The organism is Dolichospermum compactum NIES-806 (assembly GCF_002368115.1).
Taxonomy (GTDB): Bacteria; Cyanobacteriota; Cyanobacteriia; order Cyanobacteriales; family Nostocaceae; genus Dolichospermum; species Dolichospermum compactum.
Genome location: NZ_AP018316.1, coordinates 2320725 through 2342112, shown reverse-complemented (window position 1 = coordinate 2342112; position 21388 = coordinate 2320725). Strand labels below are relative to the sequence as shown.

Here is a 21388-nt window from a genome sequence, read left to right as displayed (position 1 = left end):
TTGTAATTAAGCTTGTGTGGATTTATAGTCACGAACAATTTGCAAAACGGCCTGCTGAATCAGATTTAAAGGGCATTCCTAAAGAAATTTTAGATTGTTATTAGCAGTCATCGGATAATTTTTATCTAAGCATGAGATTGTCAATTACGGCAAATATTGTGCCAAAATGAACTTATAGATTTATAAGTTTACAGATTATGGCTTGGTTGTCAGGACAGCAATTAAAAAATGGTAAATATACCATAGAAAAAGAATTAGGTGAAGGTGGTTTTGGTATCACTTATCGCGCTAGAGATAATCATGGAAATTTCGTTGTTATCAAAACTTTAAATGATGTAATCCAAAAACGTGCTGATTTTGCTAAATTTCAACAAGACTTTCTCAATGAAGCCATTAAATTAGCAAAATGTAGTCATCCTCATATTGTCCAAATTTACGAAGTCATTCATGAAAATGATCTTTGGTGTATGGTAATGGAATATATTGATAGGGAAGATTTAGGAACTGTAGTAGAAAATCAAGGTATTTTATCTGAATCTGAAGCATTAGGATATATTCAGCAAATTGGATCAGCATTGACTGTAGTTCATGATAATGGATTATTACATCGAGATATTAAACCACAAAATATCATGTTGCGTTCTGGTAAATCAGAAGCCGTGTTAATTGATTTTGGGATTGCGCGAGAATTTACACCGAATTTAACTAAAACCCATACCAAAATATTGTCTGATGGTTTTGCACCAATTGAACAATATGATGCTAGAGCAAAACGGGGAGAATTTACAGATGTTTATGCTTTAGCTGCAACGTTGTATTCTGTGTTAACTGGAGAATTACCAACTATAGCACCAATGAGAGCTATTGGTACAGAATTGGCAGAAGCAAAAAAGATAAATTCTAGTATTGGCGATCGCGTTAATCATGCAATAATTAAAGGAATGGAAATAAAGCCGGAAAATCGTCCGCAGTCAATAAATGAGTGGTTATCTCTTTTGAATATCCAAAAAACCAGCAATATTACTATTCTTTCAGCCACGCAAATTATTGAAGATAAGATTATTCGCGAGTTTAAAACTCATGTTGATTATAAAAGTCCTAAAGCAGGATTGCTAATTCATCATAAAGAAAGTAGCTCCGATCTTGCATTGCACTACCATATAACTATCTCTGATACCCATGCTTTTAACTTTGGTGGAAATGGATTTGCTGTATTCCGAATTCCGACAGTATCATATAGAGTGGAATCGGTGACATTATTGCCTAAAAAAGAAGTCCTTGATAGATGTTTAATTGCTTATGAATTGTTCAAAAATTGGGATTATGGGTTATTAGGTTGGAACTGTGAACATTTTGCTAGATTAGTCACAACAGGAGAAGCAATTAGTTATCAAGTAAAAGAGTCAATTTTAGCATTTTTAAATAATAATGGTTATCATCCATTAGCAAAAGAAATGATGGACAAAGCTTGTCAAACTGCAAAATATTAATTTAGTTAAAAACACTAACCTCTTCCTTCTCTTCCTCTTCCTTCGTGTCCTTCGCTCCTTCGTGGTTCATTTCCTCTTAAAAAAATGCTATCAGAAAGATTTACCCAAGCACTTACCTACGCCCATGAACTCCACGCCACGCAAAAACGCAAAGCTGGGGATATTCCCTATATTACCCATTTACTAGGAGTAGCCAGCATAGCCTTAGAATATGGTGCTAATGAAGATGAAGCGATCGCTGCCCTACTACATGATGCCATAGAAGACCAAGGTGGAGCAGCCACCAGAGAAGAAATTCGCCGGCGATTTGGGGATCATGTCACCGCCATAGTTGATGGTTGTACAGACGCAGACACCACACCCAAACCCCCTTGGAAAAGCCGGAAAGAAGCCTATATTGCCCATATTGCCACCGCTTCCCCAGAAGTATTGCTAGTTTCCGCTGCTGACAAACTCCATAATGTCCGGTCAATTATCAAAGATTATCGGATGATTGGTGATGCTCTTTGGGAACGGTTTCAAGGTGGCAAAGAAGGCACACTTTGGTATTATCGTTCCCTCGCAGATGCTTTCTGGAAACATCAAATTACGCCCTTAGTTGAAGAATTAGAAAGAGTAGTTTCTGAATTAGAAATTTTAGCTGCATACAAAAAATGAAGAACGAAAACTTTCATCCTTCATTATTCACAGTAAATTGCAGGTTGCAGGAGGTACAAAGTTATCATACTTTTACTCCTTCTTTCTTCTTTCTTCCTCCTGACTCCTGACTCCTTTTTTCTTCCTTTGGGATGATATTTATTTGTTGATTAACGGAATAAACTACTAAGTGAGCTATCCTCATGAATCCGCCAAATTGCTTCTCCCAGTAGATTAGCGACAGAAAGCGTCACCAATTGCGGAAACTGATTAGCCTCTGGGATAGGAATAGTATTAGTGACTATAACCTCCTCAAAGACCCCACTAGACAATCGCTCAATTGCCGGTGGGGAAAATACAGCATGAGTAGCACAGGCATATACCTGACTCGCCCCTTCTTGACGCAGTAACTTAGCCCCCGCCGCAATCGTACCGCCAGTATCAATCATGTCATCCACCAATATGGCAATTTTGCCTCTCACATCACCAATCACATTTAAGACTTCGGCAACATTATGAGCCTGACGGCGTTTGTCAATAATTGCTAGAGGTGCATCATTCAATTTTTTCGCAAATGCCCTAGCCCGTGCGACCCCACCCACGTCAGGGGAAACCACCACAATATCCTGTAATCCTTTACTAATGAGATAATCCAGGATAACTGGTGAACCATATACATGATCAAAGGGAATATCGAAATAGCCCTGAATTTGGGCTGCGTGCAAATCCATTGCTAAAACTCGATTAGCGCCTGCTTCAGTAATCAAATTAGCAACTAATTTCGCAGTAATTGACTCTCTACCGGCTGTTTTTCTGTCAGCACGAGCATAACCATAGTAAGGAATTACTGCTGTAATCTGGCGTGCAGATGCTCGACGACAAGCATCAATCATAATTAGTAATTCCATCAAATGATCATTGACGGGTTGACAACTGGGCTGGATTAAATAGACATCACAACCCCGAATTGATTCTTGGATTTGAACATAAAGTTCTCCGTCCGCAAATCTTTTGCGAATCATTGGTCCCAAGTCCATACCTAGATAACGAGCAACTTCTTGCGAGAGTGCTATATTGGCAGAACCGGAAAAAAGCCGCAGACGATTATTGTCAGTTAGTCCCGTTGCTATTGACTGAATTGGTAAAGTGGCAGAACTTAGCACAGCAGATCCTCGAAGTGCATTCATAGAAATATCATCAGAGATTGAGCAAATTTCGCCGAAATTGAGTGAACAAATAATATTGATCTTCCAGTTAGCTCTGGGGTGTTACAACACCTATGATTAAATAGCACCAAACGTGCAAACAGTTATTTTATGATACTTGTTACCAATTAATAACCCAGTTAACTGAAGATTAAATATTAATTTTAATAAATCCCCAGACCTGGAAAAATTTGCCGTGAACCAAACCGCTTGGTTTACCTATTCTGGATTATACCTGCTACCATATTGGACACATCCTGACTCAAGGCAGAATGTAAGAATAGAATAATGCAAGACTTATTTCTAGTATACACTTCCTTGTAGGCGGGGTGACTGAGGAAAATTACGGAAGCTACAATTGAGACATTTTGTGTCACGTTGTGGATGGATGATGCTTTGACTAAGTTCTAGCTCAGTTGCTATTATATTCAATTAATAGATCATGCAATCACCGATTACAGTTGGTACTATCCTACAAAATCGTTACCACATAATTCACATTATTGGACAGGGGGGATTTGGTAGAACCTATCTAGCAGAAGACCAAAGACGCTTTAATGAACTTTGTGTTCTGAAAGAATTAATTGCCCCAATCACAGAAACGTCTTATGGGCAAAAAGCACAGGAGTTATTTGAACGAGAAGCTGCTATCTTGTATCAAATTGAACATTCACAAATTCCTAGATTTCGAGAAAAGTTTGCCCAAAACGAAAAGTTATTTTTGGTACAGGATTTCGTGGCTGGTAAGACTTACCGCAATTTACTCAAAGAACGTCAGGAACTAGGAAAAACCTTCACTGAAGCAGATGTACTGCATTTACTAAGAACTTTATTACCTGTTCTTAGTTATATTCACGGACAGGGAATTATTCATCGAGATATATCTCCAGAAAATATAATTTTACGGGAAAATGATTTTTTGCCTGTGTTAATTGATTTTGGCGTGGTGAAGGAGTTAGCTACAAAATTACAATCATCAAGTGCTACACCAGTAACAACTGTAGGTAAGTTAGGTTATGCGCCTAGTGAACAAATGCAGACAGGCAGGGTATATCCTAGCAGTGATTTGTATGCGTTGGCTGTGACTGCTATAGTTTTATTGACTGGGAAAGAACCCGCAGATTTATTTGATGAGCAGCAACTAACCTGGAATTGGCAACAATGGGCAACGGTGAAACCAGAATTTGCTCAGGTGTTACAGCGAATGTTGAGTTATCTACCGGCGGAACGCTATCAAAGTGCGGCTGATGTGACTCAAGCACTGCTGAACACAGGCTATGGTAGTCAACCTCTAGCTAATTTATCTTCTTTACAAACTATTGCTATTGGTCATCGTCCTGAACCTATATCAAAAGCATCGGAAAAGCCCCAACCTTCAGGAGATTCTGGGCAAAGTAGCTCTATTTTGGATAATGGTTGGGCGTTGGGGGGTATTGGCTGTATTGTGATTATTTTAGCAGGTTTTGGTTCTTGGAGTTTGGTGAATTCACTCAAAGGTAAGCCGCGTTCATCGGCAGAAACGATGACAACTCCACAATCTTTTCCTTCTCCAGTTATTCCTAGTGGGATCATCACATTAACACCAACTCCAACACCGACTAATAGCGAACCTGTAATTAATCGCCAACGGCTGAAATTAAACAGGTCTAATATGGCGAAAGTTGAGGGAACACTGCGAGAAGATGAATTAGTTCAATATAGTTTGCAAGGTAAGGGTGGGGAAAAGTTAGTTGTATCTGTAAATGAGAACAGTGGGATTGTTCTGACGATTTTAACTGCTGATGGTGAAGTCGTGAATGCTCAAGATCAACAATATACATCTTATGAGGGAATATTAGCGAATGATGGCAAATATATTATTCAATTAGGTTTGTCCGGGGGTGTGGCAGATGTTAATTATAGTTTGGATGTGGCTTTAGAAACCCCAACGCCAACGGAAACACCAACGCCAACGGAAACCCCAACGCCAACGGAAACCCCAACGCCAACGGAAACACCAACGCCAACGGAAACACCAACCCCAACGGAAACACCAACCCCAACGGAAACACCAACCCCAACGGAAACACCAACGCCAACGGAAACACCAACGCCAACGGAAACCCCAACCCCAGGTTTTAATGGGACTAATTAGGGCTAAATTAGGAAAGGAAGCAAATTAAGTTGTCATTTTTAACGGAAAACGTTGTTGAATACTTTATTGATTACGGGAACTGATACGGATGCTGGTAAAACTGTGGTGACGGCAGCTTTAGCGGCTTATTGGCAAAAATATTATCCTCAGCGCACTTTGGGGATTATGAAGCCAATCCAATCGGGGGTGGGTGATAGGGAATTGTACCAAAGTCTGTTTAATTTGGAACAATCGCTGGAGGCAATTACTCCCTTGTATTTTCAAGCGCCTTTAGCGCCTCCGATTGCGGCTGCTAAGGAAAATCGTCAAGTTGATTTGGCGATCGCTTGGCGAACTTTGTTATCTTTACAAAAACAGCGTGATTTTCTGTTGGTGGAATCTTTGGGGGGTTTAGGTTCACCAGTTACCAATGAGTTGACTGTGGCTGATTTGGCGGGTGAATGGCGATTGAAAACGATTTTGGTTGTGCCGGTCAGATTGGGGGCGATCGCTAGTGCTGTGGCTAATGTAGCATTAGCTAGGCAAACTAAAATCAATCTGCGGGGGATTATTCTCAATTGTACCCAACCTCGCACCGAGGAAGAAATTGCTGATTTAACGCCACCAGATTTAATTCGATCATTAACAAATATTCCCGTTTTAGGTTGTGTTCCTTACCTAGAAAATCCTAGAGATTTGGAAAAACTTGCCGAAGTGGCTGCGGCTTTGGATTGGGAAATATATTGTAGGGAATAGGGAACAGGGAAGAAATATAAATCTAATCACTAATTTTTCATTGATAATATGGTTTCTATATTTCCTCAAACTTCGACGGTAAATCTCAAAAATGTCCGGTTAGAAATTCGGGCTTTACAACCGCAATTAGTGGAGTGGAGAAGACAGATTCACCAAAAACCAGAATTAGGTTTTCGGGAAAAAATTACCGCCGAATTTATTGCCCAGAAATTGCAAAATTGGGGAATTGTCCATCAAACTGAAATTGCTCAAACGGGAATTGTCGCTATTATTAAAGGTGAAAAACCTGGCAATGGTAAAGTATTAGCAATTCGGGCGGATATGGATGCTTTACCTATTCAAGAACAGAATCAAGTTCCCTATTGTTCTCAACATGATGGAGTCATGCACGCTTGTGGACATGATGGACATACAGCGATCGCTCTCGGTACAACCTATTACCTCAATCAACATCGGCAAGACTTTAGCGGTACTGTCAAAATTATCTTCCAACCCGCAGAAGAAGGGCCAGGTGGAGCAAAACCGATGATCGCAGCAGGTGTACTTAAAAACCCTGATGTTGATGCCATTATCGGTTTACACTTATGGAATAATCTGCCATTGGGAACTGTAGGAGTCCGTCCTGGGGCATTAATGGCTGCTGTCGAATTGTTCCGTTGCACCATTTTCGGTAAAGGTGGACATGGGGCAATTCCGCATCAAACAGTGGATTCTGTAGTGGTAGCAGCGCAAATAGTCAATGCTTTACAAACAATAGTTTCCCGTAATGTGAACCCCATTGATTCGGCTGTAGTCACAGTGGGAGAACTCCACGCCGGCACAGCAGTTAATGTGATTGCTGATACCGCGAGCATGGGGGGAACAGTGAGATATTTTAATCCTGATTTAGCAGGTTTTTTTAAAGAACGCATTCAACAAATTATTGCGGGAATTTGCCAAAGTCACGGTGCAAATTATGACTTAGATTATATTCATCTTTATCCACCAGTTATCAATGATCTAGAAATTGCTGCCTTGGTGCGTTCAGTAGCAGAAGAAGTCATAGAAACCCCTATTGGTATCGTTCCCGAATGTCAAACAATGGGTGGGGAAGATATGTCATTTTTTCTGCAAGAAGTTCCCGGTTGTTACTTTTTTCTGGGTTCTGCAAATCCAGAGAAAAAATTAGATTACCCCCATCATCATCCCCAATTTGATTTTGATGAAACAGCTTTACCAATGGGTGTAGAAATGTTTGTCCGCTGTCTGGAAAAGTTCTTTGTTGAATAGTTATATTATGAGGTACAAGAACCCCACCCCCAACCCCCTCCAGTATCAAAAGCTTATCCTTTTCTTCCCCCCGCTGCGGGGGGGTTGAGGGGGGTGCGATGAGGGGGCTACAATGCACCTCATATAATTGTAAAACCTATTTAGTAGGGATTTACGGCGTAAACCCCCGCCGGTGAAAAACTAAGCAATTTTGGGTTTTTGTAAATGCCAATTAGTTGATTGTTCATAGGCATAAGCTACTTGGAAAAGTTGCTCTTCTCCTAGCACTTTACCAACCATTTGTAGTCCAATTGGTAGACCTTTACTATCAAAACCGCAAGGTAAACTAATTCCTGGTAAACCGGCTAAATTAGCAGGAATAGTCATTAAATCATTTAAATACATACTCAAAGGATCGGTAGTTTTTTCTCCGGCTCGAAATGCGGTAGTTGGTGCAGTTGGAGAAATTAACACATCTACTGATTGAAAAGCTTTTTCAAAATCTTTTTTAATCAGAGTGCGGACTTTTTGCGCTTTCAAATAGTAAGCATCATAATAACCAGCGGAAAGGGCATAAGTACCAATCATAATCCGACGTTTGACTTCCGCTCCAAATCCTTGAGAACGAGTTCTGGTGTACATTGACAAAAGATTATCTGCATCAGGGGAACGCAAACCATATTTCACGCCATCGTAACGGGCTAGGTTAGCGGATGCTTCCGAGGGGGCGATAATGTAGTAAGTTGGTAAACCGTAGCGGAAACTGGGACAGGAAATAGGATGAATTTCTGCACCTAATTCTTGCAATTGATCAATGGCTTTGGTGACTGCGGCTTCTACTTCTGGATCTAACCCTTCACCTAAGGTTTCTGTAATGATACCAATTCTGAGTTTTTTTCTAACTTTGAGATCCGGTTTTAAAGTAGCTGCATAGTCAGGAACTTTGACTTTGAGACTGGTAGAGTCTTGTGGATCATAGCCGGCGATCGCACTTAACAATATAGCCGCATCTTCGACACTCCGTCCAAATGGTCCAATTTGATCTAGAGAGGAAGCATAAGCCACCAAACCATAACGAGAAACTAACCCATAAGTCGGTTTCATTCCCACAACACCGCAGAAGGAAGCCGGTTGCCGAATTGAACCCCCCGTATCCGAACCCAGGGAAACCACACATTCATCGGCTGCTACGGCTGCTGCTGAACCACCGGAAGAACCACCAGGAACACGGGATAAATCCCAAGGATTAGCGGTAACTTGATAAGCGGAGTTTTCTGTAGAACTCCCCATAGCAAACTCATCTAAGTTGGTTTTACCTACCATGACACCCCCAGCGTCAGCTAGTTTTTGGGTGACAGTTGATTCGTAAGGTGGGACAAAATTTTCCAAAATCCGCGAAGCGCAGGTGGTGACAATACCTTTGGTACACAAATTGTCTTTAATGCCGATGGGAATCCCCGCTAAGATGCCAATTTCTTCTCCAGCAGCGATTTTTGCATCCACAGCTTGAGCTTGTTTTAAGGCTTGTTCTGTCGTGACAGTGAGGAAACTGTGCAATTTTGGTTCTAACTCTTGAATCCGATTTAATGCTTCTTGGGTAATTTCAACGGCAGAACGTTCTTTACTAATTATCTGTTCGTGCAACTCGCGGATGGATGCCATAATTGTTCTCTTTATGATTCAAGTCATTGATTTTAGCATTTACAGGGCTGGGGTTTGGGGAATTTGCGTCTGAAGTTACAGGAGATTTTTTTTCTCACCAGATTTACTCAGTCTATATAATCAATAGAATCTAGAACTGATAACCGTTAACCTCAAGTAAGTCAAAAAAACAAATTTTTATGTTCTACAAAATTCCATTACTGCTTACACCTCAACCAGAAGGAGGGTTCACCGTAACTTCTCCACTATTGCCAGAATTGATAACGGAGGGCGATTCTATGGATGAGGTTTTAGCCAACGTTAGAGATGCTTTTGAAGCGGTTCTGGAAACATATCAAGATTTAGGTAAAGAGCTTCCGCTTAACCTACAATCTGTAGACCAAAACTCACCAGCTTTAATAGAAACAATTATCTCCATCAGATGAACTATAGAGAAGTTGCGAAGAAATTATCTAGACTTGGATGTGAAGAAATCCCCAGACGTAGTGGAGGTTCACATAGAAAGTGGTTTAATCCAATTACTCAGAAAGCAACTGTAATTCCTGACTGGAGTGGCCGCGATCTAAAATTAGGAACGTTACGCGCAGCCATAAAACAACTAGAAATTGAGTGGTCTGACTTTGAAGAGGTATAACAAATTATAGCGAAAAATTCTCTATTCCTATGAATGACAAACTCCAGACAAAAAAAGATAAGCTTCAGTGCGATGCCGTTATTTAGGGCTGCAAGGCAACCGGGTCAAAGAGGGTATTCGGGATACTTTAAATAGCGATGAAAAAAACAATTTCTATTTTTATAATAATGGCATCACTTTAACTTGCGACAGTTTTTCCCATAACGCGCTGCAAAATGGTGATTATCAGATACGAGTTGAGAACTTGCAAATTATTAATGGTGGTCAAACTTGTATGACCATTTTTAAAACTCTTCAGGATGCAAATTTCTGCCAACAAAATACCCAAGCTTATGTTTTAGTTCGGCTTTATCAATTACCAAGTGATAATGAGGATCTAGTCCAAAAAATTACTTATGCTACTAATAGTCAGAACCCAGTTGATCTAAGGGATCTCCGAGCTAATGATAATCTACAGCAGCGGCTGGAAATGGATATCCAACAGTTGGGATTTAATTATCGCCGTAAACGCTTTGATACAGGTGCTAGATCCACTACGGAGATTACTTCGGGTGTAGCGGCTGAGGCGATACTGGCGGTTTGGCGACAAAAGCCTCATCAAGCTAAGTTTTTCACTCGTGAGCATTTTGGTAAACTGTATAATGTAATTTTTACTGAGCAGCTTAATGCCGCACAAGTCATAATCGCTGTACAGTTGTATAGAATTGCCGAAAACCGACGTAAACGCCCGCATCCTAGTGATCCTGCTTGTGTCCGTTATGGTTCATGCTTTATTGCCATGCAAATGGGGAAAGGACTTCTCAAGAAAATGAATCTGCAAATGAAGGAAATTAACCACCGTAATTTTGAGGATGCAAATCATTTGATTAATCAAAATGGGGATAATTATTTCGATGATTCAGTCCGAGATGTTCAAAAGGCACTTCAAGCACTTTACGGAAACCAGGAAATTTCTTTACAACAACTTTCTGCTACTTTCCGACGCGGTGATTTAATAGAGAAACTTCAGCAGGTGGAAATTCATTAAATATATTTCTATGAATGAAAAACTCCAGACCGAAAAAGATAAGCTCCAGGTAAGCACTAATATGGAGATAAATCAAGAAACAGAGAAGGAAGAGGTTCTCTGTCCCCATTGTCTACGCACTGCAACAAATGGTATTAAATGTAAGGGTATCTGTGTGTCTGATAATGATTATTAAGCTGTAAATAAACAAAATTTTGCAAAAATAAGTAATATGGTTAAAATAGTTTCTCGTACTTATGTCGGTCAAGCCAATGTTTATGATATTGGTGTGGAAAATGACCATAATTTTGTGATTAAAAATGGTTTTATCGCTTCCAATTGTTTTAATAAATCCCACTCTACAGCTTACGCTTATGTAACTTATCAAACGTCATATTTAAAGGCAAATTACCCATTGGAATATATGGCGGCATTGTTAACCGCTAACAGTGGCGATACTGACAAGGTGCGGAAGTATCTTGATAATTGCTCTAACATGGGGATTGTGATTGATGCCCCAGATGTTAATCGTTCTGGTTTAGATTTTACGCCGGTGGATGGAAAGATTTTATTTGGATTTTCTGCGGTGCGGAATGTGGGACAAAATGCGATCGCCTCAATTTTAGAAGCGAGGGAAGAATCAGGAGAATTAGTCCCATTCAAATCTTTGGCGGATTTTTGCGATCGCGTGGACTTACGGGCCATGAACCGCCGCACTTTAGAATCACTAATTAACTGCGGTGCTTTTGACAAAATTCAAGCTAATCGCAACCAATTAATTCATGATTTAGAATTAGTTTATGAGTGGGCGCAATCCCGCGCTAGAGACAAAGCTAGTGGACAGGGTAATATATTTGATTTGTTAGGAGGGGGATTAGCAGGAAATAATCATCAACCTCAAAAAAATGCCTATGAATCTGCACCAAAAGCTCCTCCTGTCAATGATTTACCACCTCAAGAAAAATTGAGAATGGAAAAAGAATTATTAGGATTTTATCTCTCCGATCATCCTCTTAAATCTATCAGACAATCATCCTCAGTCCTTGCACCTATTAACTTAGCGCAATTGGGGGAACAAAAAGATGATGCTATCCTTTGTGCGGTAGTAATGTTGAATAATGTCAAAAAGGTTGTCACCAAAAAAGGTGATTCTATGGCAATTCTGCAAGTTGAAGATTTATCTGCTGCTTCGGAAGCGGTGGTTTTTCCTAAAACCTATGAACGCATTAGTTCTCTACTCGAAGTTGATGCCAGATTGATTATTTGGGGTAAGATAGATCGCCGTGATGATCAAGTTCAATTTATTCTTGAAGATGCGGAAACTGTTGAAACTGTAAAAATGATTTTAGTGGAATTGAGTCCACAACAAGCAGGAACAATTGAAGAACAACATCGTTTGAATACAATTCTCAAAGCACAAGCAGGGGATAAGGACAAATCCAGAATACCTGTCATTGGTGTTGTTCAGGCTGGAGATCACCGAGAAATTGTCCGCTTTGGAAGACAGTTTTGGGTACAAGATTCAGGAACAGCAGTCCAAGCTTTACAAAATGGCAAATTTCCGGCTCATATTAAACAACTAACCAGCGGTTAAACCATAATACCCGGAAATGCAACTAAATCTAATTACCTAACTATTTGCAAAATTCGATGATTTATTTGCAGATTTAAGAGTTATTATTTTTAACAAAGATAAAATAAAAACTTTCATAAACCAAATTAATGTGGTGTATTATCCCCAAGTTTGTATTTCTGAACCTAGCTGTCCGATTCATTTAGTTGGCAAAACAGGACAAGCTGTAGAGATTTCTATTCATACTCCCAGTCCATATATCTGTGCCAACTGCGAACAGATATTACCCGATTGGAAACAGCAACAGTTTTTGTGGGTGGTGGTGGTTTTGCAGCAATCACAATATCCGTTAGAAGAAATGACTATAGAAACAGAACAAGAAAAAGAGAAACTGCGGGAAAAATTTATGCGTTTTGGTTGCGATGTGGCATTTAATTTGCGCGATCGCGGATATTTAACAGACCTCATAGATCCCCGTACAGGTTATCCATTACTATCTCATTCTGGCCTAGTTCCCCATGATGATACAGCAGTGGCACAAGCTTTACTCAAGTATCCCGCCATTCAAAATAAATGCCATGTTCTTGTCCATCCTCAATGGGGAACTGCTGTTTATCCCAGTGTCATGCTTTCAGAAGCACCTCCAGAGATAATTGAGTCAGTCACGAAAGCGATCGCACCAATGCACGGATGGATACAGGTGTAAAGAGGCAGAGGGGTAGGGAGCAGGGAGCAGGGAGAAGATATTTCCAACTGACAACTGACAACTGACAACTGACTAAATAAATGTGTAGGCTAGAATTACTAAGCTTTTAGTTAGCAACAAGTCAGAGGAAGGGAGTATGGATAGTAACAATTGGTTGCAACAGCTAATGATGTTGGGTATTGGCACAACCTCTTTAGTTGCAGACAAACTCAAGGAAGTGAGTGATGAACTGGTAAAAGACGGTAAACTCAATCCTGAGCAAGCAAAGGCAGTCATGGATGATCTTGTACATCAGTTACAGTCAGAACAAGGCAACTGGGACGAGCAAATGCAGCGACAAATGCGAAACATGATGCAGGATTTGGGAGTTGCGCGTCAGTCAGAAGTAGACGAATTACGCGGGAGAATAGACCGTTTAGAACGTCAAGTCCGGGATTTAGAAAATAAGCTATGGCGCTAAAAGGTCATTTCTGATTTAAACTAATTTGTGTTCTGTCAGTAATCTTATCACCAGTAATTAAAACAGAGAGGGTTGATTTTGAAAGGAATTTTCCTCAGCGTGGTGTTAATGCTGGTATGTGTTGGCATTTTAGTATTTACCCAAATTAGCGGTCAAAAAGATGCTGCGATTGGTAATTCGCCCCAAACACAACCCACCACCACTGTCACTCAAGAAAAAAATACGCCAACAAAGAGCAATACTATGTCTGAAGCAAATGCTGTTACTACCGCCTCTGGATTAAAATATATTGAACTACAGGAAGGAGACGGTGCAACTCCCCAAACTGGACAAACCGTTGAGGTTCACTACACTGGTACATTAGAAAATGGGACTAAATTTGATAGTTCGCGCGATCGCAATCAAACCTTCAAGTTTAAAATTGGCACAGGACAAGTAATTAAAGGTTGGGACGAAGGAGTAATCTCCATGAAAGTAGGTGGCCGTCGTCAACTAATTATTCCCTCAGAATTAGGTTATGGTGCGCGTGGTGCTGGTGGCGTTATTCCTCCCAACTCTACTTTAATTTTTGACGTAGAACTGATCAGCGCTCAATAGTAATGGGGAATTGGGGTGAGGTTATTGGGAAAATCAGAAATTTTCAGTTATTGCAATTGTCAAAAAATATCACCAAGGAAAATTAATTCTCAAAAGAAAAAAGATGAATACTTCTTATTCGAGCGAATCGTATTCCTTTAACTTTGACTTTCTTGCACCTCACCCCAATCAAGATGCTGATTTACTTCAACAGTTATCTTTTATCCCTGGGTTGAAAGAAATTCTCATGTTACGTCAAGTCCACGCCCTAGAACACGCCACCGTCTGGTTACTAGGGGAAAATAAACATTCCTCTTTATCACCACGAACAACCACCAATATCCAATTAGATGATGAATTATTAGGTGGTTTGTCTACTGAACAGGGATTTTTTCTCTATGGTGATGTGAATATTCATGATTTGCGTCGGGCGGTAACATTAGCTAAACATCGTCTTACCGCTGGAGAATGGGATTTAGCTGTACATCCCCGCTGTGGCACAAATGTATCTGTAGCTATGTTATTAACAGCAGGACTAGCAGCAACAATTCCTTTTGTACTACCATTTCGACCAATTGAACAACTCATCGGTTTTGGTTTAGCCGCAACAGCCGCAGCGGAAATTGCACCAGATTTAGGAATGCTCACCCAGCGTTATCTTACCACCTCTATCCCCTTTAATTTAGCTATTGAAAATATTACCATCGCCCGTGATTTTTGGGGCAAAGAAAGTCATTTTGTCAAAGTATATTGGGAAAATTAGGAATCCGTAGGGGCGCAGGGCCTGCGCCCTGATTTATAAACTTCAAATTAGATATTTAGGATGATGAGAAAACTTTATTTTTTAGTACCAGGAACCAATGGTAAATTTGCTTGTGGTGGTCTTTGGGCAGAATTGAAAACAGTTGCTTTAGCTCAACAGATTTGTGATGCTGAAGTAGTTACCTATCGTCAGCGGGAATCAGATAAATTATTTTTAGATGATTTATTAAAAGAGAATAATTTAGATATAGATAACATAATTTTCGTAATTAGCTGGGGATTCAATGTTGGTAAACTAGCAACTAAATTGCAAAAATATCATGTAATTTATCACGCTCACAGTGCAGGTTATAAAATTAATTTACCAGCTAATATTCCTATAATTACAGTTAGCAGAAATACTTTAGGTTATTGGGGACAAAAAGCTCCAAATTCTCTCATTTATTATTTACCCAATCAAATTAGTGATGACTTTACTAATTTACGTCAAAAGCGAGATATTGATGTTTTAGTGCAAACCCGGAAATCTTCAGAATATTTAATTAAAACCTTAATTCCAGCTTTAGAAAAAAAATGTAAAGTATTGGTTATTGATAGTTATGTGGAAAATTTACCAGCTTTATTTAATCGGACTCAAGTTTATCTTTATGATTCGGCAGAATATTGGAAATTACAAGGAGTTAGTGAAGGATTTGGCTTACAACCAATGGAAGCATTAGCTTGTGGTTGTCAAGTCTTTTCTAGTGTCAATGGGGGATTATCGGATTATTTAGATCCGGAATTTAACTCTTATAAAATCGCTGGTTATGCTTTAGAATATGACGTTGCCAAGATTTTACAGGTTTTAGAATCCCCAGCAGCATTGACTTTATCAGAAACTGTGTTAGCAGAATACAGAACTGAGCATATTATTCACCGTTTAGGAGTAATTTTAGCAGAAATAAATAACTTCTTTGATCATAAACATAACTATGCAACTAAAATTCCCGATTTTACAAAAATCCGGTTAGCACAATTGTTTACACAGAGAATCTTTGCTAAAATCAAGAAGAAATATTTACAGGATAATTAGGGAATCTCATGAATAGACGATTATTGGTGACTGGAGGCGCTGGGTTTATTGGTGCGAATTTCGTCCATCATTGGTGTCAGGCTTATCCAAATGATAGAATCGTGGTATTGGATGCTCTTACCTACGCTGGAAATCGCCATAATTTAGCCTCTGTTGAAGCCAAAGAGAATTTCCGATTTGTGCAAGGAGACATAAGCGATCGCTCTCTAATTGATCAACTACTTTTAGCAGAAAATATAGATACTATAGCCCATTTTGCCGCCGAATCTCACGTTGATCGTTCCATCACCGGACCCGCTGCATTTGTCCAAACTAACGTAGTCGGAACTTTTACTTTATTAGAAGGTTTTCGTCAATATTGGCAAGCAAAAAACCAACCTAGTAATTACCTATTTCTTCACGTTTCTACCGATGAAGTTTATGGTAGTCTCACCTCAGATGAACCCGCATTCTCAGAAACTACAGCCTATAGTCCCAATAGTCCTTATTCAGCCTCAAAAGCTGGAAGTGATCATCTAGTTCGGGCTTATTATCATACTTATAAATTACCGACAATTATTACTAATTGCTCTAATAATTATGGTGCTTTTCAATTTCCTGAAAAGCTAATTCCTTTGATGTGTATTAACATTTTAACCGGTAAAGAATTACCTGTTTATGGTGATGGCAAAAATGTCCGCGATTGGTTATATGTAGTTGATCACTGTCGGGCGTTAGATGTGGTCATCCATCAAGGAAAACCGGGAGAAAATTACAACATTGGTGGCAATAACGAAGTTGAAAATATCAGTCTGGTACAAAATTTATGTGCAATCATGAACGAATTAGCACCAAATTTACCAGTATATCCAGCGGAAAAATTAATTACTTTTGTGAAGGATAGACCTGGACATGATCGAAGATATGCTATTAATGCCAATAAGCTAAAAACAGAATTTGGTTGGACTCCATCTGTAACAATCACTGAAGGTTTACGTTTAACCGTAGAATGGTATCTCAGTCATAGTGATTGGTGGAAACCCTTACTATAATCAATTCGTAACTATCAGTTATTACCCAATCTTTAATCCTTCTGCATAATGAATAGGAAATTTAGATTGCAGTAAAGTTCTGACAGCTACTTCCAAATCATTTTCTTTGAGCAAAGATTCTCCGATGATCACAGTTTGTACACCACATTCAGCCACAAATGATAAATCATCGGGGGTTTCTATCCCTGATTCACTCATGACTAAAATTCCTAGCTTTTGAAGTTGCGATCGCCTAGCTGCCAATAATTCCTGAGTAGTGTTAATATTAATGCTAAAATCACCTAAACTCTGGTTATTAATAGAAACTATCCTCACATCTTCTAAAGCTAAAACTCTATCCAAATCATTTAAGTTATGAACCTGGATAACAGCATTCATACCTAAGTAATGAATCACTCGTAAAAAGCTTTGTAATTGCTTATCTGTAAGAATAGACGCAATTAATGATATGGCATCTGCACCAGCCGAACGGGCTAAATAAATTTGGCAAGGATCAATGATAAAATCTTTGCAAAGTAGAGGTATTCCTACCCGATATCTGATAGCACGTAGATGATCAAAACCACCATGAAAAAACTTTTGATCGGTAAAAACAGATACACAAGATGCTCCTCCTCTTTTATAGGCTTGAGCAATAGTAACCGGGTCAAAATCTGGTCTAATTACACTATGATAAAGTGATGCTTTTTGCACTTCTGCAATTAAACTAGGTTTATAAATACTCAACTGCAAAGCCGTAAAAAAGTCCCGCACAGTAGGAGCAGCACTTAATTGACGTTGCAAGGAAGCCCAGGTCATATCTTGTTGCATTTGTGCAACTTCTAGTTTTTTCTGCCACACAATTTCTGTAATAATTGTTTGCATTTGAGGATTATAAATTGTGGTTGGGTAGCTCATAAATTCTGCATAATAATCATATTTTTTTGATGAATCTTCACCTTACCTTTTTATTTTTCAGAAAAAATTTCCACAAATTCAGATTCAAAAACGCGACTACTTTAATTTTCCATCAAATCTGTCAACTTTTCTCACAGGTAGTTAATTTTGCTGAGAATTACCCAGTAAGCAGTTAGTTTTAAGTAATCTGATATAAGTACGATAGGGTATATAGTCCATAGGATTATAACCAGCAAATTGTAAAACTAGAACACAAGCCCAAGAATATTTACCCGCAATAATTGCTTTGATTATTTGTTCTATTTGTTCAGTCTTGATTTTTTTGTTAACCGACGAATGATAATCGCTAAAATTTTGACTCATAATATGCACTCCTGTTGAAAATCAGAATTATCTAATGGTTTTGAGATTTTTTCATGCCTCTTTTTTAAGACTACCCAAAGTTACCCTTTCAATACATGAATTATTCTTTGATTAACTTGATAATTTTTTCGCTCTTATTTTTTTACCCTTAATTAACTGTTCAGAATATTAGATTTTTAAGTGTAAATTTATCAGCCATAATTATATAGTATTTTTTTGTTTTTTAGATTAATTTTTTTGTGTAATCAAGTTAAAAATCGTTTCGTTCAGTTTAGTAATTGGTAACTGATTGTCAGGAAAATTATCACTCCTTTCATGTTCTTTCTTAACTTGTATCTATTCCAGATTTCCTAATTTTGCTGTTCAGATATTCTTTCTGATAGTTATATATAAGTTTAATCAATCATTTATCTATCCTGGGGAGGATGTTAAATTATTCGCAGCCAATTTAAGGCAAAAAGATATTCCTGGCGACAGATGACTTTGTATCTTCTTTCATAGTTGAATGCAAAAGAGACTAAATTTCGTGAAATCAGGTAAATAACTCACAATTTACCTATTTATCAAATCTCACCATCCCAAAGTTTATACAGATATTAATTGACAATATAGCAATTTTATGTTAGTAGGCTCAATTTTCAGGGTGAATCAAGTGAAAAGTAATAAAAACAACCATTACTTTTTTCATGCAACTAAGTTGAAAGTATTTACTTTTTATTGATAAAATCAGATATATTCAAGCTTAAATATGAATCTGCTAAAGATCAACTACTAATTGAGATAATAGAAAATATCAAGATTTCATTAACTCTTTACTCGAATTTTGTGTTTCCTATTGCTCAGTTTATATCTAGATTTGTCCGTAAATCAGGACAAAGTTTAGTAATGGCTAAAAATACCAAAATCTAGTGATTGGAATAATTATGTACGAAACAGAAAGAATTATCGTCATTGATAATGATATTGTCAACCGCAATTTTGTTTTAGATTGTCTTCACTCTCAAGGATATAATGCTATAGGTGCAGAAAATAGTATTGTTGGACTGCAATTAATCAAGAAACATTTACCTGATTTGGTAATTTGTGATCTAGTAATGCCAGACATGGATGGTTATACCGTATTAAGTAATCTACGGGAAGATTCATTGACAGCAATTACTCCTTTTATTTTTTTGACTGATATTAATACCAAGGCATCTTTGCGAAAATCAATGGAATTGGGAGCAGACGATTATTTAACCAAACCAGCAACGACGGATGAGTTATTGCGAGCCGTTGCGATTAGATTACAAAAACAAGCTCTTTTTAGATACTGGTATACTACTAATTCTCCTCAAGTCACATTAGCCGAATCACCCGATACATCAGTAAATTCTCAGTCAATTTTTCCGGATATTCCCCATCTAAAAAAGGTTTTTGATTATATTGAAGCTAATTATCAAAAAGGAATTACTTCATCTAAAGTCGCTGAAGCTGTGGGTTATTCTTCTGCCTATTTAACTAACCAAGTTGCTAAACAGACAGGAAAGCCAATAAATGTTTGGATTGTGAAACGGAGAATGGTAGCAGCCTTGCCTTTATTGGAAAATACTCATCAGACAATTGAGGAAATTTCTATCAATCTTGGTTATCAAAGTTCTTGTCATTTCTCCCGACAGTTTCGCCAATATCATGGTTTATCTCCTAGAGATTGGCGAAAAAAACATCAGTTAACTGAAAATTCCACAAGTACCAAATTGCAATTAATCAAAAATCACTCACAATTAGTCAAATATGTAGCTGTAGGGAGGAATTAAATCAGAATGTAGGGGCGTAAATCAAAAGTCAGAAAAATTACCCCTTATTCCCTATTAGATAAAACTAACTACTTTTAGGATTGCTTAATTGCTGGATAAAAATTTGGATTGATAAGGCAAATAAACCTAATGCCACTAACCCAAAAATTCCCGCTCCTAAGGCTACTATACCTACAACTAGAGTCCGCACAGCAGAAGCAATATTGATCACGGTTTGGTTATCAGAATGGGTGGGTTTATTGGCAAAAGTAGTGGCGATCGCTATCATTAAAGAATAAGTAGCAAATGCAAATCCTCCCGATATCACAGACCCAGTTATACAGCGTAAAGGAGTTGCTTGGACTTGATTAGAACCATCTACTGATGGCGTTTTTGGCGGTTGATTCATAGTAAAATAATAAATTAGGCAATTTTATTGAGCGATTTTAATTCCATGTTTAATGGTATGGGTGACAAACAATTCCAAATCCTCATCAGGAATCGCCTCACGTATCCGTTCCTTAACTATTTGCCCTTGATTTTGAGATTCAACAATAGCAAACACAGAAGGACCAGAACCCGACATCATTGTCCCTAAAACCCCAGGTTGACTAGCGAATAATTCCCGTAGTTGCCATACTTGAGGATAAGCTGGTAAAACAACTTTCTCCAAATCATTATGTAGTTTTTGGGCAATGTTTTCTGTATTCTTATTCAAGATAGCTTTCACCATATCTTCTGAATGAAAAGCACTAGCACGAGCCGCCAAACCTTCCGAATCTTGAATATAATTAACCCCAAATTGTTGCCGATAGGTTTTATATGCCCAAGGTGTAGAAACTTCCAAACTGCGATATTTAGCCAACACTATATGTAAATTATCCAAACTTTGCAAAGGAGAAAGTTGTTCACCCCTACCCGTAGCAATTGCCGTTCCCCCACCAATACAAAATGGCACATCTGAACCAAGACTAGCCCCTAATTCTTCTAATTCTGATTGAGTTAATCCCAAATTCCAAAGTAAATCCATTCCTACTAACACCGCTGCGGCATTACTAGAACCTCCCGCTAAACCAGCAGCCACAGGAATATGTTTTTTGATAGTAATATCCACACCACCAAAATTACTAAAAGCTTTGGGAAATTCCCTAGCCATTAATGCCGCCGCTTTATAAACTAAATTACTTTGATCTATAGGTACTTGGGGATGATCACAATAAACGCGAATATTTTCAGTGCTAGACGCATGGATATCAATTTGATCGGATAAATCTATACTTTGGAGTATCATTGCTAATTCATGATATCCGTCAGGACGACTGCCGATAATTTCCAAATACAAATTGATTTTAGCAGGTGCAATTAAACTGTAAGAACGCATAACGTTTATTTAGCAGAGAACAGGGAATAGGGAACAGGGAAT

General features: G+C 38.5%; 22 protein-coding genes. 16 read left to right on the top strand and 6 right to left on the bottom strand.

What is annotated here, in order from left to right; translation table 11 throughout:
• Positions 1-197: 197 nt before the first annotated feature.
• Both CA730_RS25585 and CA730_RS11215 read left to right on the top strand, forming a co-directional pair.
• Positions 198-1490, top strand: coding sequence for a serine/threonine protein kinase (locus CA730_RS25585; protein ID WP_231940082.1), 1293 nt, complete (start codon positions 198-200; stop codon positions 1488-1490).
• A gap of 84 nt (positions 1491-1574) precedes the next feature.
• A complete protein-coding gene (locus tag CA730_RS11215; RefSeq protein WP_096667293.1) occupies positions 1575-2147 on the top strand; it encodes an HD domain-containing protein in 573 nt (190 codons plus the stop codon).
• Between the two features lie 149 nt (positions 2148-2296).
• On the opposite strand, the gene CA730_RS11210 is transcribed toward CA730_RS11215, so the two are convergent.
• Positions 2297-3313: a ribose-phosphate pyrophosphokinase gene (locus tag CA730_RS11210; RefSeq protein WP_096667291.1), complete on the bottom strand. Its 1017-nt coding sequence runs from the start codon at positions 3311-3313 to the stop codon at positions 2297-2299.
• 460 nt (positions 3314-3773) lie between these two features.
• Here CA730_RS11210 and CA730_RS11205 point away from each other — a divergent pair, with 460 nt between their 5' ends.
• Genes CA730_RS11205 through CA730_RS11195 form a run of 3 tightly spaced genes read left to right on the top strand, consistent with a single transcriptional unit; the run spans position 3774 to position 7469 of the window.
• Positions 3774-5465, top strand: coding sequence for a serine/threonine-protein kinase (locus tag CA730_RS11205; RefSeq protein WP_096667288.1), 1692 nt, complete (start codon positions 3774-3776; stop codon positions 5463-5465).
• Between the two features lie 51 nt (positions 5466-5516).
• On the top strand, positions 5517-6200 hold the full coding sequence (gene bioD, locus CA730_RS11200; protein WP_172891176.1) for a dethiobiotin synthase: 684 nt from the start codon (positions 5517-5519) through the stop codon (positions 6198-6200).
• Between the two features lie 48 nt (positions 6201-6248).
• Entirely contained in the window at positions 6249-7469 is a 1221-nt protein-coding gene (locus CA730_RS11195) for a M20 metallopeptidase family protein (protein ID WP_096667284.1), read from the top strand.
• A 180-nt stretch (positions 7470-7649) separates the two neighbouring features.
• Here the strand turns inward: CA730_RS11195 and gatA are convergent, their stop codons facing one another.
• A complete protein-coding gene (gene gatA / locus CA730_RS11190; RefSeq protein WP_096667281.1) occupies positions 7650-9110 on the bottom strand; it encodes an Asp-tRNA(Asn)/Glu-tRNA(Gln) amidotransferase subunit GatA in 1461 nt (486 codons plus the stop codon).
• Between the two features lie 179 nt (positions 9111-9289).
• Here gatA and CA730_RS11185 point away from each other — a divergent pair, with 179 nt between their 5' ends.
• The 10 genes from CA730_RS11185 (at position 9290) to rfbB (ending at position 16930) form a co-directional block, all read left to right on the top strand.
• Positions 9290-9535: a type II toxin-antitoxin system HicB family antitoxin gene (locus tag CA730_RS11185; protein ID WP_015078469.1), complete on the top strand. Its 246-nt coding sequence runs from the start codon at positions 9290-9292 to the stop codon at positions 9533-9535.
• A complete protein-coding gene (locus CA730_RS11180; protein WP_096667279.1) occupies positions 9532-9744 on the top strand; it encodes a type II toxin-antitoxin system HicA family toxin in 213 nt (70 codons plus the stop codon). Before CA730_RS11185 ends, CA730_RS11180 begins: the two co-directional genes overlap by 4 nt.
• A 67-nt stretch (positions 9745-9811) precedes the next feature.
• Positions 9812-10771, top strand: a complete 960-nt coding sequence (locus CA730_RS11175; protein ID WP_096667277.1) for an AIPR family protein — start codon at positions 9812-9814, stop codon at positions 10769-10771.
• Positions 10772-10982: 211 nt separating this feature from the next.
• Entirely contained in the window at positions 10983-12344 is a 1362-nt protein-coding gene (locus CA730_RS11170; RefSeq protein WP_096667275.1) for a helix-hairpin-helix domain-containing protein, read from the top strand.
• 130 nt (positions 12345-12474) lie between these two features.
• Positions 12475-13029: a methylmalonic aciduria and homocystinuria type D protein gene (locus CA730_RS11165; protein WP_096667273.1), complete on the top strand. Its 555-nt coding sequence runs from the start codon at positions 12475-12477 to the stop codon at positions 13027-13029.
• A 136-nt stretch (positions 13030-13165) separates the two neighbouring features.
• Positions 13166-13489 carry a phasin family protein gene (locus CA730_RS11160; protein WP_027403831.1) on the top strand — a complete coding sequence of 108 codons (324 nt, stop codon included), beginning with the start codon at positions 13166-13168 and terminating at the stop codon, positions 13487-13489.
• A gap of 78 nt (positions 13490-13567) precedes the next feature.
• Positions 13568-14086, top strand: a complete 519-nt coding sequence (locus CA730_RS11155; RefSeq protein WP_096671454.1) for an FKBP-type peptidyl-prolyl cis-trans isomerase — start codon at positions 13568-13570, stop codon at positions 14084-14086.
• Positions 14087-14189: 103 nt separating this feature from the next.
• On the top strand, positions 14190-14828 hold the full coding sequence (locus CA730_RS11150; protein WP_096667271.1) for a DUF6391 domain-containing protein: 639 nt from the start codon (positions 14190-14192) through the stop codon (positions 14826-14828).
• Positions 14829-14891: 63 nt separating this feature from the next.
• The gene (locus CA730_RS11145; protein WP_096667268.1) at positions 14892-15899 is read left to right on the top strand and encodes a glycosyltransferase; all 1008 of its coding nucleotides are present in this window, start codon (positions 14892-14894) and stop codon (positions 15897-15899) included.
• An 8-nt stretch (positions 15900-15907) separates the two neighbouring features.
• Positions 15908-16930 carry a dTDP-glucose 4,6-dehydratase gene (rfbB, locus tag CA730_RS11140; protein WP_096667266.1) on the top strand — a complete coding sequence of 341 codons (1023 nt, stop codon included), beginning with the start codon at positions 15908-15910 and terminating at the stop codon, positions 16928-16930.
• A gap of 21 nt (positions 16931-16951) precedes the next feature.
• Here rfbB and CA730_RS11135 read toward each other — a convergent pair whose 3' ends face one another.
• Positions 16952-17827, bottom strand: a complete 876-nt coding sequence (locus CA730_RS11135) for an indole-3-glycerol phosphate synthase TrpC (protein ID WP_096667264.1) — start codon at positions 17825-17827, stop codon at positions 16952-16954.
• 141 nt (positions 17828-17968) lie between these two features.
• Positions 17969-18190, bottom strand: a complete 222-nt coding sequence (locus CA730_RS11130) for a HetP family heterocyst commitment protein (protein ID WP_027403825.1) — start codon at positions 18188-18190, stop codon at positions 17969-17971.
• A gap of 923 nt (positions 18191-19113) precedes the next feature.
• On the opposite strand from CA730_RS11130, the gene CA730_RS11120 reads away from it, so the two are divergent.
• Entirely contained in the window at positions 19114-19986 is an 873-nt protein-coding gene (locus CA730_RS11120) for a response regulator (protein WP_096667260.1), read from the top strand.
• A 64-nt stretch (positions 19987-20050) separates the two neighbouring features.
• Here CA730_RS11120 and CA730_RS11115 read toward each other — a convergent pair whose 3' ends face one another.
• Together CA730_RS11115 and ispE are read right to left on the bottom strand one after the other, a co-directional pair.
• Positions 20051-20374 (bottom strand): DUF3082 domain-containing protein, encoded by a 324-nt coding sequence (locus tag CA730_RS11115; RefSeq protein WP_096667257.1) that lies wholly within the window; start codon positions 20372-20374, stop codon positions 20051-20053.
• A 24-nt stretch (positions 20375-20398) separates the two neighbouring features.
• On the bottom strand, positions 20399-21346 hold the full coding sequence (gene ispE, locus CA730_RS11110) for a 4-(cytidine 5'-diphospho)-2-C-methyl-D-erythritol kinase (protein WP_096667255.1): 948 nt from the start codon (positions 21344-21346) through the stop codon (positions 20399-20401).
• Positions 21347-21388 lie beyond the last annotated feature (42 nt).

What these genes read in the sequence shown, in the direction of transcription:
- CA730_RS25585 (WP_231940082.1), top strand. Translation starts at nt 198, where the DNA reads ATGGCTTGGTTGTCAGGACAGCAATTAAAAAATGGTAAATATACCATA.
- CA730_RS11215 (WP_096667293.1), top strand. Translation starts at nt 1,575, where the DNA reads ATGCTATCAGAAAGATTTACCCAAGCACTTACCTACGCCCATGAACTC.
- CA730_RS11210 (WP_096667291.1), bottom strand. Translation starts at nt 3,313, where the DNA reads ATGAATGCACTTCGAGGATCTGCTGTGCTAAGTTCTGCCACTTTACCA.
- CA730_RS11205 (WP_096667288.1), top strand. Translation starts at nt 3,774, where the DNA reads ATGCAATCACCGATTACAGTTGGTACTATCCTACAAAATCGTTACCAC.
- CA730_RS11195 (WP_096667284.1), top strand. Translation starts at nt 6,249, where the DNA reads ATGGTTTCTATATTTCCTCAAACTTCGACGGTAAATCTCAAAAATGTC.
- gatA (WP_096667281.1), bottom strand. Translation starts at nt 9,110, where the DNA reads ATGGCATCCATCCGCGAGTTGCACGAACAGATAATTAGTAAAGAACGT.
- CA730_RS11185 (WP_015078469.1), top strand. Translation starts at nt 9,290, where the DNA reads ATGTTCTACAAAATTCCATTACTGCTTACACCTCAACCAGAAGGAGGG.
- CA730_RS11180 (WP_096667279.1), top strand. Translation starts at nt 9,532, where the DNA reads ATGAACTATAGAGAAGTTGCGAAGAAATTATCTAGACTTGGATGTGAA.
- CA730_RS11170 (WP_096667275.1), top strand. Translation starts at nt 10,983, where the DNA reads ATGGTTAAAATAGTTTCTCGTACTTATGTCGGTCAAGCCAATGTTTAT.
- CA730_RS11160 (WP_027403831.1), top strand. Translation starts at nt 13,166, where the DNA reads ATGGATAGTAACAATTGGTTGCAACAGCTAATGATGTTGGGTATTGGC.
- CA730_RS11150 (WP_096667271.1), top strand. Translation starts at nt 14,190, where the DNA reads ATGAATACTTCTTATTCGAGCGAATCGTATTCCTTTAACTTTGACTTT.
- CA730_RS11145 (WP_096667268.1), top strand. Translation starts at nt 14,892, where the DNA reads ATGAGAAAACTTTATTTTTTAGTACCAGGAACCAATGGTAAATTTGCT.
- rfbB (WP_096667266.1), top strand. Translation starts at nt 15,908, where the DNA reads ATGAATAGACGATTATTGGTGACTGGAGGCGCTGGGTTTATTGGTGCG.
- CA730_RS11135 (WP_096667264.1), bottom strand. Translation starts at nt 17,827, where the DNA reads ATGAGCTACCCAACCACAATTTATAATCCTCAAATGCAAACAATTATT.
- CA730_RS11130 (WP_027403825.1), bottom strand. Translation starts at nt 18,190, where the DNA reads ATGAGTCAAAATTTTAGCGATTATCATTCGTCGGTTAACAAAAAAATC.
- CA730_RS11120 (WP_096667260.1), top strand. Translation starts at nt 19,114, where the DNA reads ATGTACGAAACAGAAAGAATTATCGTCATTGATAATGATATTGTCAAC.
- CA730_RS11115 (WP_096667257.1), bottom strand. Translation starts at nt 20,374, where the DNA reads ATGAATCAACCGCCAAAAACGCCATCAGTAGATGGTTCTAATCAAGTC.
- ispE (WP_096667255.1), bottom strand. Translation starts at nt 21,346, where the DNA reads ATGCGTTCTTACAGTTTAATTGCACCTGCTAAAATCAATTTGTATTTG.